General features: G+C 62.6%; 10 protein-coding genes. 8 read left to right on the top strand and 2 right to left on the bottom strand.

What is annotated here, in order from left to right; genetic code table 11:
• Window positions 1–1042: 1042 nt before the first annotated feature.
• Window positions 1043–2083 carry a fatty acid desaturase gene (locus VNS22_RS22450; RefSeq protein ID WP_414653414.1) on the bottom strand — a complete coding sequence of 347 codons (1041 nt, stop codon included), beginning with the start codon at window positions 2081–2083 and terminating at the stop codon, window positions 1043–1045.
• Between the two features lie 317 nt (window positions 2084–2400).
• Here VNS22_RS22450 and ybaL point away from each other — a divergent pair, with 317 nt between their 5' ends.
• Window positions 2401–4254 carry a YbaL family putative K(+) efflux transporter gene (gene ybaL, locus VNS22_RS22445; protein ID WP_325736458.1) on the top strand — a complete coding sequence of 618 codons (1854 nt, stop codon included), beginning with the start codon at window positions 2401–2403 and terminating at the stop codon, window positions 4252–4254.
• A 235-nt stretch (window positions 4255–4489) separates the two neighbouring features.
• On the opposite strand, the gene VNS22_RS22440 is transcribed toward ybaL, so the two are convergent.
• Window positions 4490–5011 carry a DUF2141 domain-containing protein gene (locus VNS22_RS22440; protein ID WP_325736456.1) on the bottom strand — a complete coding sequence of 174 codons (522 nt, stop codon included), beginning with the start codon at window positions 5009–5011 and terminating at the stop codon, window positions 4490–4492.
• A 730-nt stretch (window positions 5012–5741) separates the two neighbouring features.
• On the opposite strand from VNS22_RS22440, the gene VNS22_RS22435 reads away from it, so the two are divergent.
• The 7 genes from VNS22_RS22435 to VNS22_RS22405 form a co-directional block, all read left to right on the top strand.
• A complete protein-coding gene (locus tag VNS22_RS22435; protein ID WP_325736454.1) occupies window positions 5742–6626 on the top strand; it encodes a cyclopropane-fatty-acyl-phospholipid synthase family protein in 885 nt (294 codons plus the stop codon).
• Window positions 6627–6808: 182 nt separating this feature from the next.
• Window positions 6809–7069 (top strand): hypothetical protein, encoded by a 261-nt coding sequence (locus tag VNS22_RS22430; RefSeq protein WP_325736451.1) that lies wholly within the window; start codon window positions 6809–6811, stop codon window positions 7067–7069.
• Window positions 7070–7149: 80 nt separating this feature from the next.
• Entirely contained in the window at window positions 7150–8493 is a 1344-nt protein-coding gene (locus VNS22_RS22425; RefSeq protein ID WP_325736450.1) for a patatin-like phospholipase family protein, read from the top strand.
• Window positions 8494–8619: 126 nt separating this feature from the next.
• Window positions 8620–9135, top strand: coding sequence for a transporter suffix domain-containing protein (locus tag VNS22_RS22420; protein WP_349261869.1), 516 nt, complete (start codon window positions 8620–8622; stop codon window positions 9133–9135).
• Between the two features lie 205 nt (window positions 9136–9340).
• Window positions 9341–10354: an HlyD family secretion protein gene (locus tag VNS22_RS22415; RefSeq protein ID WP_325736446.1), complete on the top strand. Its 1014-nt coding sequence runs from the start codon at window positions 9341–9343 to the stop codon at window positions 10352–10354.
• The gene (locus VNS22_RS22410; protein ID WP_325736444.1) at window positions 10344–11387 is read left to right on the top strand and encodes a DUF2955 domain-containing protein; all 1044 of its coding nucleotides are present in this window, start codon (window positions 10344–10346) and stop codon (window positions 11385–11387) included. Before VNS22_RS22415 ends, VNS22_RS22410 begins: the two co-directional genes overlap by 11 nt.
• Window positions 11388–11536: 149 nt before the next feature.
• A partial coding sequence (locus VNS22_RS22405; protein WP_325736442.1) for an IS5 family transposase occupies window positions 11537–12119 on the top strand: 583 nt, incomplete at its 3' end.

Below are 12119 nucleotides of genomic sequence, written 5' to 3'. Positions count from 1 at the left end.
TGCGGCCGCCACCAGCTGTGCCGCCCAGCTCGTCGCGGCCCCGGCACCGCAGGCGGCCGCCACCGTAACGCCATGATCTGATGCGGGCCGGCAGCCGGTCGGTCCGCTCATGGGCCAGGTCGGCTGGTCATCCTGACTGCGTCGTCGCGGCCATGGCCGTGGCACGCAGCTATCCTGGCTGGTAGTGAGAGGGTGGTGGTTAAGCGTCCGCTGGATGAACTACAGCAAGCGGCACACCACGTGCAGTGTAGGTCAGCAGCTGGCGGAGCCCGCTCCTGCTCGCTGCAAATAGAGCTTCATCGATTTTGCGGATCGTCCTTATGATCATGCAAGAAGCGAGCGATCTGCTCTCGCAGTCGAGCTAGATCATAGGTTTTGCCGGCAGTGGCATACTGGAAGATGGTGCGTTGAATGCCGGTAGGTAGTTCATTCCATCCGCTGACCACTGCTGCGCCAAGATATTCCAAAACTTGACGCTCTCTGTCGCTTGGAGCCCCGCCTTGGTATCCAGGGGTCCACGGCCAAGCTTGCGCGCCGCCTTCACCCTCCCATCGATCAAGGGCAGTGTCCATCTGGACTTGAGATCGCTCAAGGTCTGCTTTGCTTTCTACCATAGTGCATTATCGCACAGATGATGCATCATGGCCATGATGATCACCGATCACCGACTGGCATTTGCGTTCGTTCGGCATGGGACACTTAAGAAATGTTACCAATGAAAGATACAGAACGAAAAAGGCCTTCAAGCAACCTTGAGATCGGCCTGCCTAAAGATGACTATTTTGGTGAGAGCAAGCTTATATGGGAGCAATCTGATCATGTTGATCTGACAGAGAAGGCCCGCCTCCATGCTACGGGTTCAGCTGGCTGTGCCTGGGAAACCCAATATTAAGCGCTATGCCAGCCGCAGGAACCTGTTGCTGTTACGGGTGACGGCCGCTTCTCGGCCTCGACCCATCAGAAAGACCAAGCGGCGTCTGCGGGTAACGGAGCGCATCCTGCCCCAATGGCGTGAGAAGCGGCGGAAGAATCTGCCATTGGTTCACTTCACTCGCGCATCGAAAAAAGGGACCAGTCTGTTCTTGTCCTCGTCCCACAAGGCCAGGCGGAAACAGCCAATGGTATCCTTGAGCGTAATGCGATTGACGTCGTTCAGCTCCGGATGGGCGCGGAGCACCTCATGGAGACGGTAGCTCGGGATTCGGCTGGAGAGATGATGAACGTGATGAACCCCAATGTTGGCAGTGAACCAACGCAGCACGAGCGGCAGATACAGATGTGAGCTGCCGTGAACGGCAGCGGTATGAACATTCCACGCGCCGGCCTTCTCCCAGTGTCCATCCTCAAACTGGTGCTGAACGAAAAACAGCCAGACACCGATCGAGGAGGCGAGCCAGGTGATGGGTACCTGGATCATCAGGAAATCATGGAGACCGACTACCGCAATGGTCGAGCCGGCCAGGGCCACGATGGCGAGGTTAGTAGCCATCGTGCTGCGCCACGCCTCCGTCGTCGACCACATCAGCTTTGCAGGCAAGCGATAGTGCAGGATGAAGAGGTAAGGGGCTGCCACCCCGAGCAGGATGAATGGATTGCGCGACAAGCGGTAGAGCAGCTTCTTCCCAGCAGAGAGTTGCGCAAACTCACGTACCGTTAAGGTATCGATATCGCCGATTCCACGCTTGTCCAGGTTGCCTGACGTAGCGTGATGGATCGCATGCGTGTGCCGCCAGTGCCCGTAAGGCGTGAGGGTGATCACGCCGATCACCCGTCCAACCCAATCGTTGGCAGCTCGAGCTCGGAAGAACGACCCATGACCGCAGTCGTGCTGGATTACGAACAGGCGGACCAGGAAGCCCGCCGCAGGAATCGCTAGCACCAAGCAAAGCCAGTAGGAGTAGCCAAGGCTGAACCACATCAGAAGCCACAAGGCGAAGAACGGAGCCGCCGTGATGGCCAGTTCCCCTACGCTGCGGACGAGCCTCGGCTCGCGAAACGGGCCCAGCACCTTCAGCCAGTAGCGCGCCTCCGCTTGGGAAGAGAATCGCTCCACCCGTGGCGGAACGGAACTGTCCGTCTGCATAGCAGGCGGGGCAAGCGACTTAGGACAAGGCATCAGTAGGGATGTGGTCATGAACGGCGGATGACACCTAAAGATAGTTGTTGTTAGTAAATGATCACTGTGGCCGCTGAATCAAGTACGGTGTGCAATTAAATAATAGCAAATGTATGATTTTGTTTCATGATGTAATTTTATTTTTACTAGGATCGGAATGATAATTGGTGTTGGGTGTTTCCTCGTGCGGGCGTGTTAAACTTCAGATTCTTCGGGCAAGCCGCTCGTCTTCCATATCCGAGTTCTGACCAAGCTCTTCCCGCACCAACAGGAAAAAACAGGCTGTGCCGCACGAGTCGACGTTCATCGCCACCATCGTCATCGGCCTGGTCCTCGCCTTCGTCGGCGGCTTTCTAGCAACCAAGCTGAAGCTGCCGCCGCTCGTCGGCTATCTGCTGGCTGGGGTCGCGGTCGGACCGTTCACCCCGGGCTTCATCGCCGACGAGGGGCTTGCCACCCAGTTGGCCGAGATCGGCATCATCCTGCTCATGTTCGGGGTCGGGCTGCATTTCTCGATCCAGGATCTGCTTGCCGTCCGCAAGATCGCCATTCCTGGCGCGATCGGCCAGATAGCGGTGGCGACAGCACTCGGGGTCGGCATTGCCCATTTCTGGAGCTGGACGTTCGGCGCTGGACTGGTGTTCGGGCTGGCCCTCTCGGTCGCGAGCACCGTCGTGCTGCTGCGGGCTTTGGAGGAGCGCAATATCCTCGATTCCCACAACGGCCGGATCGCGGTGGGCTGGCTCATCGTCGAGGACCTCGCAATGGTGCTGGCGCTGGTGCTGCTGCCGGCGCTTGCGGGGGTGCTGGGCGGGGACCCACGTGGTCTGGCCGGCCATGTCGGCGACGGCAGTCTGCTCCTGATCTTGGCGCTCACCCTGGGCAAGGTCGGTCTGTTCCTGGTCCTGGTGCTGGTCGTCGGCACGCGGATGATCCCCTGGCTCCTGGCACAGGTGACGCGTACTGGCTCACGCGAGCTCTTCACGTTGTCAGTGCTGGCGACGGCACTCGGCATCGCCTTCGGCTCGGCCGAACTGTTCGGCGTCTCCTTCGCGCTTGGCGCCTTCTTTGCCGGCGTGGTCTTGAGCGAAAGCGACTTCAGTCATCAAGCGGCGGCCGATTCGCTGCCGCTCAAGGATGCCTTCGCAGTTCTGTTCTTCGTCTCGGTCGGCATGCTGTTCGACCCGGCGATCCTGGTGCATGAACCGCTGGCTGTCCTTGCGGTCGTACTGGTTATCATCCTCGGCAAATCGCTGGTGGCGTTCGGGATCGTGCTGGCCTTCGGCTATCCGGCCTCGACGGCACTCATTGTCTCGGCGAGCCTGGCGCAGATCGGCGAGTTCTCGTTCATCCTGGCCGGGCTTGGAATAGCGCTCGGCCTTCTGCCGCCGGAAGGGCATGACCTGATCCTGGCCGGCGCTCTTCTGTCGATCACCCTCAATCCGCTGGCCTTCGCCGCTATCGATCGAATGTCCAGCTGGCTGCGTCATCGGCCCCGGGTGCTCGCCCACATCGAGCGCCGCGGCGATGCCAGCCTGACCAGGCTGCCGACCACGACGGACGAGGCCGGGCCGCATGGCCACGCCATCATCGTCGGCTACGGCCGGGTCGGGAGCGTGGTGGGTAAGGGGCTGAAGAGCCAGGGTCTGCCGATCATCGTCATCGATCAAGACCGCCGGCGAATCGAAGCACTACGTGCACAGAACGTTGCGGCGATCTACGGCGATGCCAGCACTCCGGGCGTACTGGAAGCGGCCGGCGCCGCCCAGGCTCGGTTGATTGTGATCGCTACACCCGAAGGCTACCAGACCCGCCGGATCATCGAGCTCGCGCGTGGGCTGAACCCGACCATCGACACGGCGGTGCGGACCCACAGCGAAGGGGAGGTCGCTAACCTGGAGCGACAGGGCGCCGGGATCGCCATCATGGGCGAGCGTGAGCTTGCCTTCGCACTGATGGACTATGCACTACGCAGCCTGGGCATGGCCGAGGACAAGGCGCGTCGCGTGGTGCAGAGGGTCCGGGTCTCGGGCGAAGGTGGCGCTTATGAGCGACGGCCGAACGAGCCGGTGCGCGGCGCACCCGAACTACGCCCGCATCGGGACGAAACGGAGCAGGATCGAGAGGAAGCCGGCTAAGCATCGCAGCGGCGCACCGAAGGAGCAGCACATGGCGGTCATCCCCGCTCTGATCGAGGTCGCCGAGGGCTATTGTGCGACGGCTCAAGAGCCAGGGGCTGGAGACCAATGCTGCCGACGTGATGACGATGACTGGGCTGGTGCTGGACCGGGCCAGGCAAAGGGCAAGACGGACAGCGCGAACGCGTAGCCCACCACTCTTTGGTGGTCGAGGCACCTGATTTTGGATCGTGCCCTACTTGCGCCCCTCGTGGTAGATCATCGCGATGTGGATGGCCTGGTCATTGTCCTCGAGTACCACAGCTGCATCGTCAAAGGGCGGGGGGCCGAGGAATCCCTGGACGTTGTTGCTGAACCCATACGGCTCGGTGGGGACGCCCATGAAGTTCTTGTCGAGTTTGGTGTTCCCGTTCTCGTCGTGGAAGGCGATGACGGCGTACCGTCCCGGATCGAGATTGCTGAAGACCACAGCACTCCGCATCGCGGCGTTGGCGCGCAGCGCTACGGCAGCGAAGCGCTGCGGATCGACAAGGAAGCCCTCGCCGGCCGATACCTCGACGGCGCGAGCGAAGCTCGTCGGGCTGTCGTAGAGTCCGATCAGAACCGTGCCATCCGACGAGCGGATGCCTTCGATCGTCACGCGAAGTTCGCCGGCCGCGACTGGGAGAGGGGCGAGCGCCAACGAGATGACCGTCACGAGCCGCGCCGGGTGCGTCGCGGTCCAGCCCGGAACTTTCGTCCCACCAAGCATGGCCATCGATGCCTCCCATTCCGAAGCACTTGCCCGCAAAATCTGATCGCCTCAGCATTCCAGGTCCAGGGGAGGAGCTGGCCGAGTTCGCTGCCCTTGTCCCAGCACAAAACAATAGGTTCGCGCCCGTCAGTCAGCCACATCTGGGGCTCCACCCCGGTCCGTTTCGCCGTCGCCAGGACCCAGTGACACGAGAAGTGGTCTGGTGAACGGCAGGCCGCCCGGACGCGGGTCCTTGTCTGTGAGCCAGCAGGCGGTGCCGTCCTGGCCGGGCTGGTCGATCAGGCTGATCTCCGGCAGCCCCCCGACCGGGTGACCTTCTCGCCCTGGGCCGTCACGAGCGACTGGCGATCGTCGGCGAAGCTGACAGAGCAACCGGATTGCGGAACGCGAGGATCTCGTCGACAGTTAGGTTTTCCCAGTGAACCTGTTTGCGGAGGTACTCACCGCGTCTTTGACTCGTTGCTGAGTAGCTATCAAAGTATGCATCTGAATTGAATGACTTCAAATATACCTAGAACTGTTTCAAGTCTCACTAAATCAAGTACCAGTATTATTGATGTTACTTATCATATCGAAGCAATCATCTATGGAAGCGTGGTCAACATGATCTGCGAGAATCCTAAAGCCCATCCGTGTGAGCCGCGCGAGGCGCTGCTTGGACTATATCGGGAAGAACCTCGGAGGCAGGCAACGGCCGCGGATTGGCATCAGCACCACGTCAAGGTTTGATCTCATGAGCGAGCAAACCCCGAAAAGCCAACCTTCCGGCGCGTCGGCCGAAGCCATCTCCTACCATTACGACGTCGGAACCGACTTCTATCGCCTGTGGCTCGACCGCAACCTGACCTACAGCGCCGCCCGCTGGGGCGATCCGCACCAAGCCACGGCCAATCCGGTCAGCCTGGAACTCGCGCAGGAAGCCAAGCTCGACTTCCACCTGAAGGCCGTCGGCGTTGGGCCAGGCGACAGCCTGCTCGACATCGGCTGCGGCTGGGGCTCCATGCTGCGCCGGGCGGTCGAGCAATATGGTGTCGCCGCAGCAACCGGTCTGACCCTGAGCAGCGACCAGTACAACTACGTGCGCGCGCTCGACCTGCCTGGGGTCGAGGTCCGGCTGGAGAATTACGAGGATTACCGACCGGCCAGCAAGTTCTCGGGCATCGTCTCGGTGGGGGCGTTCGAGCACTTCACGCGGCCCGGCCTGTCAGCGGCTGAGAAGGTCGCAATCTATCGGCGGTTCTTTGAGCGGTGCCATGGTTGGCTGAACCGTGGCGCACACCTGTCTTTGCAGAGCATCACCTGGGGCAACGTTCCGCGCGACAGGAGCAGTCTCATCTTGGCACAAGATGTCTTCCCGGAGACCGACCCGCCCTACCTTACCGACGTGCTGGAGGCCTCGGTCAGCACCTTTGAGCCGATCTACCTGGAGAACCGCCGCAACGACTACATTCAGACCCTGCAGGTCTGGCTGGAGCGGCTGCGCGCCCGGCAGCGGGAGATCGAGGCGATGACCAGCGCCCAGACCTTCGTATTCTATGAGCGCTACCTGCGTGGGTCGATCTACCGCTTCAAGAAGAAGGAGCTCCAGCTGTGCCGCTTCGTCTTCCGGCGATATTGAGGACCTCGATCATGAATTTCATCTTGTGATCCCCGCTTTCATAAAGTGACCTACGGTAGCGGACGTCGGACCAGTTCGGGCTGCGCTGTCGTGGGCGCGGCGGCGGATCGTCCTGTTGGCCTGCCGGCACCCGGCGAAACCCTGCCGGTTGTCAGCGCATGCCATCGCGCGGGATCGGCCGGATGAACGCGGAGGAACGTCTGCGCTGGCTCGGGGCGCAGATCGTCGCCGGCGAGCTGCGGATCACTCGGCAGCTGGAGGTGATCCGGCACTGGCGGCAGCTCGGCCAGGACACCGCCCGGCTGGAGCAACTGCTCCACGACATGGAGCGGCTCCTGCACCGCTGGCGTCAGCACCGCCAAGGCCACCTGGCGCGCCTGGCCCGGGCGGAGGCGGCTGGCGCGAGCACCTCCGACACCTCGGCTGTTGCAGCTCGACATTGACGACATCCTCGAACTCAATCCCAAGTCGTTCAAATGCGGCATGATCATTTTTCACACATATCTTCAACCAGTCCCTGGTATTGTTCACGACAATCCTTGATCATCTGGAGAAGGTTGGTTCAACGCCATCGTCACTACGACTGAGCAATGATTTTCAAGCCTTGAAGAGGCTGAACATGATCTCGTCCAGTTGCCTCACGAACGGCCTGTCCCGGTACCGTCCAACCGCTCCATGCATAGAACGCAATTGGCGGTGGCTTGTGGTCATGGTCTGCGCGTTGATCGCGACCGGATGCTCGCCGCCAACGCGCCTCGCGGCGGTGCCGCAGCGCGATGAACTCAGCATGAACGTCGGCTCGATGCAGGCGATCCGCTACTACCCGCCTGACCAGCTCGGCTCGTTGCAGGCGGATGCCGTGGACGCAGTCGGCCGCGAACGCGCTGCGCTTGCGGCCGCCGGGCATGAGGGGCCGCTGCCGCCAGCAAGCTACCTCGCAGTCTCAGGGGGCGGCGAGGATGGCGCATTCGGTGCCGGGCTGCTGATCGGCTGGACCGAGACTGGGACGCGGCCGGAGTTCAAGGTGGTGACCGGGGTGAGCACCGGTGCTTTGACCGCCCCCTTCGCCTTCCTCGGCCCAGCCTATGACCGTCAGCTCGAAGAGATCTACACCACCCTCACCGCCGCTAATGTCCTGGAGACGCGTGGCTACCTCGCCGCGATCTTCGACGACGCCATGGCCGATACCGCCCCGCTGCGCCGCACCATCGCCAAGTACATGACGGAGGATCTGCTCGCGGCCATCGCGCGGGAGCATGCGAAGGGCCGCATCCTCCTTATCGGGACGACCAACCTGGACCTGCGGCGCGGCGTCATCTGGAACATCGGCAAGATTGCCGCGAGCGGCGACCCTGGAGCGTTGGAGCTGGTCCGCACCATCCTGGTCGCCTCCGCGGCCATCCCCGGGGCGTTCCCGCCGGTCATGTTCGACGTCACCGTCGACGGGCAGCCTTATCAGGAGATGCATGTCGATGGCGGCGCCAGTGCCCAGGTCTTCGTCTATCCGCCGTCCCTGAAGATTGCCGAGGCTGCCAAGGAGCTGGGCATCGAGCGGCAACGTGACGTCTACGTCATCCGCAACGCCCGCCTCGATGCCGAGTGGGCCGACGTCAAGCGCGACACGATGAGCATCGCTGGCCGCGCCATCTCCTCGCTGATCCAGACCCAGGGCGTCGGCGATCTCTACCGGATCTACGCGGTCAGCCAGCGGGACAGGGTCGGCTTCCATCTCGCCTATGTCCCGTCCAGCTTCGACGTGAAGCTCGTGGAACCCTTCGATCCGACCTACATGCGGGCGCTGTTCGAGCTTGGGCACACGCTGGGGGCTCAGGGATATCCATGGCTGGAGCAGCCGCCTAGCTACTGACAGCGGCTGCAGGGGGCGGTGTGCATCTGTTTTGTAAGGGAATAGTCGTTACGGTGCGCAGTATGATGAAGTTCGCGTTGTAAGCGCCATCCAGTGGCAGTGTGTCTGCCGAAGAGACGAGCCATGATGAACTCTGCTCAAGGCACGGTGCCGCCCGCTGCGGCCAACTGGCGGTTCAAGCTCGGCATCGCCTTGTTCATCCTGGCGTTCGCGCTGTGGTTGCTGCTACCGCTGGCAGCTGCGATCGGTGCCTCGGGAGCCAGGATCGCCACCCTGACCGGCGCACTGTTCGTCACGAACAAGGTGCTTCTGCTCATGGTAGTGGCCGTCATGGGCAAGGCCGGTTTCCAGGAGCTGAAGCGGCATCTGTCCGGCTATGCGGCCTCCCTCGTGCCCGACACGGTCAGCCCGCTCCGGTATCGAATCGGTCTGGTCATGCTCTGCCTGCCGCTGATCGCATCGTTCCTCGAGCCCTATGTCGACAGCATCTGGCCAAGCCTCCGCCCCAATCTGTGGCAATTGCAGCTGCTGGGCGATGTCATGCTGCTGGCCAGCTTCTTTGTCCTGGGTGGGAACTTCTGGGGCAAGCTTCGGGCCCTGTTCGTCCGAACCGCCCGGGTGGTCGATCCAGCCGTCGTGTGAGGCCAAGCCTTCGCCATACCCGCACCATCGGCAGGACGGCATGAGGAAATTTCCTAGGCAGGCCACGCAACACGCCGAGCCAGTCGTGACCGGCCCGCCAGAGGTTCGGCCAGCTGACGCAGACAGCGCGCCAGATCAGGTTCATGCTCGCCGTCCCGCGCGGAATCCTTTGCGGCGCGTCGCTCTTTTCGTCCTCCTGGCGATCGTGATCCTGTTCACCTTGTCGATCGTGATGGAGCGCAGCACGCCTTCGACCTCGCAGGCGGTCGTGCAAGCCTATGTCGTGCCGATGGCATCTGAAGTGGGGGGCCGCATCGTCGAGATCGCTGTGGTCGACAATGCCCGGGTGCAGACCGGGCAAACGCTCTTCCGCATCGATCCGGGGCCCTACCAGATCGCGGTTGCCGAGGCAGAAGCCCGGCTCGAGCAGATCGGGCAGACGCTCGGCGCCAGCACGGCCGGCGTCGAGGCGGCGCAAGCCCAGGTCGTCGAGGCCCGGGCCAACCGCGACAATGTGCGCGAGCAGGCGCAGCGAGTCATGCAACTGGTCGAACGCGGTGTTTACGCGCGTGCTCGCTATGACCAGTCGAAAGCTGCGCTGGACGCCGCCGAAGCCGGTCTTACCGGTGCCGAAGCCAATCTGGAGCGTGCCCGACAAGAGCTTGGTCCCGCTGGTGCGGACAATCCGCAGCTCAAGGAGGCACTTGCCGCACTGGAGCAGGCGCGGCTGAACCTAGTTCGCACCACGGTCATGGCGCCTTCGGATGGCGTGATCGCCAATCTCCAACTCGCGGTTGGGCAGGTGGTCAGTGTCGCGCAGCCGGCTCTAACCTTCATCGATGCCGGAACCGTCTGGGTTTCTGCCGACTTCAAGGAGAACAGCCTTGAGCATGTCCAGGCCAACGATACGGCAGCGCTGGTCTTCGACACGCTGCCTGGTCGGGTATTTTCGGCTCGGGTCGAGAGCGTCGGCTGGGGTGTCGCCCAGGATACCGATACTGGCTCATCCGGTCTTCCGACGATCCGCAATGACAGCGGCTGGGTGCGCGAGGCCCAGCGCTTTCCCGTGCGCCTGATCCTCGATGGTGGAGCCCGCCCGGCGGGGCCCCGCTACGGATCCCAGGTGAACGTCGTGATCTACACGGGCGACAACCCGGTCCTGAACGCGCTCGGGACTTTCTGGATCCGGCTCATCTCCGTACTGACCTATGTCAACTGAGATCGCCGCAAGCTCGGTCGAGCCGCTGGAATCGACACGGGTGCGACGCCAGGGCTTGCGGATCGCACTGGCGGTTGCGGTCGGCTTTGCCGCGACGACGGCGGCCGGCAGCATCACGCCGTTTCTCGCGCCCCTGTTCGCCGCACAGTTCCTCATCTCCAGCCGCCGTCCTCTGGCTCTCGGCCAGGGGCTCGGCATGATCGTGGTGATCGTCATCGCAGGGCAGATCCTGTCTTTTCTCACGGCCCTGTTCGGTGACCGACCGCTCGTATTCCTGCCAGTCCTGTGGTTGGTCTACTTGGCCTGCTTCCTGCTCCAGGCCAGTGGGAAAGGCGGACCGGCTGCGGGTCTCGTGCTGATCGTCGCCATTCTCGTGCCAATGCTCGACATCCTGCAGCGCGATCTAGGCGAATCGATGGTGCTCATTCTCGCCAAAGCCATTGTCGGTGGAGTGCTGCTCTCCTGGGCAGCGCATGCACTTCTTGCTGATCGGGGAGAGGGCACGGCGGCACCATCGACCGCGCCCACCTATCGAACGGCAAATCGCCAAGCACTGGCGAGTGCGTCGATTCTCATGGCGGTCGTAGCACTGTGCCTCGTCGATGACCGCCTAGCGACCGCGATCGTCATCCCTATCACTGTCGCATCCCTGCTCGGGCAACTGGACCTAGCGAGCAGCCAGCGGGCGGCTTTCGGCCTGACGGTCGTCAACCTACTTGGGGGAATCGTGGCCTCGATCGCCTTCACGTTCCTCGAGGTCCACCCGACGCTCTGGCTCCTGTTTCTTACCGTTCTGCTTATCGGTCTTCTGTTCGGTGGGAGAGCTGCTGCGGACCCTAGAGCGGGCAAGATCTATGGTGGCGCGCTGACGATCTTTCTCATCCTGTTTGGCCTTGGCGTCTCGCCCCTGCCTGGGAGCACGCCGGACTCGTTCTCGACACGGATCGGGTATGTTCTCTTCGCGATCCTCTATGCGATCGGCATGGCCGCCTTGCTATGGCCGCGTCCGCAGGCTGCTAACGTCAAGGGCTGAACGATCTAGCCGAACTTCACCATAATACTTGCAAGGATCAGGACAAGTTTCTGCACGTGCGAGGAGTTCGTGCTCACCGAGATCCGCTGCCAGACTAGGTTCTGTCGCCAAAGCTGGTGAACGGCTGACGTGACCGCATCTGGGGCTGGGTGACGATACGCACCCTGCTGACGGACGTGATGTGGAACCGGCTCTCGTCCTTGCTGCCGCCGCAAAAGCCCAAGACCGGCCGACCCTCGATCGACCACCGCAGGTTCATCGAGGCCGTTCTCTGGCTGGCCCGTACGGGCGCTCCTTGGCGGGACCTGCCGGCTGAGCTGATGAACTGGCGCACCGCCTGGCGCCGGCTGCAGCGATGGACGCAAGCCGGCATCTGGAGCCGTGTTGCTGATGCCTTGCGCGCCATGGCGCCAGACGCAGGTTGGGACGTGCATCTGCTCGACAGCACGATCATCCGAGCCCATGCGCATGCGGCAGGCGCACGTCGATCGGTAGGCGAGCAGGCACTCGGCCGCTCCCGCGGCGGCGTCTCCACCAAACTGCATCTGCGTGCCGATGCCCATGCCCGGCCAGTGGCGCTGCACTTGACTGGCTGTCAAACAGCCTGCAAACCTGACCCTTTATCGGCGTCCAATGTTGACCCCCTGGGGACACGCGCTGCCCCATCCTGCTCGATGCGGAGCCGTAGGCGTAGCGTCGAGCAGGATGGGGAGAAGGTCGTGTTCGTGGCTC

The organism is Geminicoccus sp., from assembly GCF_035556675.1.
Lineage (GTDB): Bacteria > Pseudomonadota > Alphaproteobacteria > Geminicoccales > Geminicoccaceae > Geminicoccus.
This window is presented reverse-complemented; position numbering and strand designations above follow the sequence as displayed.

Bases quoted from the DNA above. Each gene is read 5' to 3' on its own strand.
- VNS22_RS22450 (WP_414653414.1), bottom strand. From the start codon at position 2,083: ATGCAGACGGACAGTTCCGTTCCGCCACGGGTGGAGCGATTCTCTTCC.
- VNS22_RS22440 (WP_325736456.1), bottom strand. From the start codon at position 5,011: ATGGCCATGCTTGGTGGGACGAAAGTTCCGGGCTGGACCGCGACGCAC.
- VNS22_RS22435 (WP_325736454.1), top strand. From the start codon at position 5,742: ATGAGCGAGCAAACCCCGAAAAGCCAACCTTCCGGCGCGTCGGCCGAA.
- VNS22_RS22430 (WP_325736451.1), top strand. From the start codon at position 6,809: ATGAACGCGGAGGAACGTCTGCGCTGGCTCGGGGCGCAGATCGTCGCC.
- VNS22_RS22420 (WP_349261869.1), top strand. From the start codon at position 8,620: ATGAACTCTGCTCAAGGCACGGTGCCGCCCGCTGCGGCCAACTGGCGG.
- VNS22_RS22410 (WP_325736444.1), top strand. From the start codon at position 10,344: ATGTCAACTGAGATCGCCGCAAGCTCGGTCGAGCCGCTGGAATCGACA.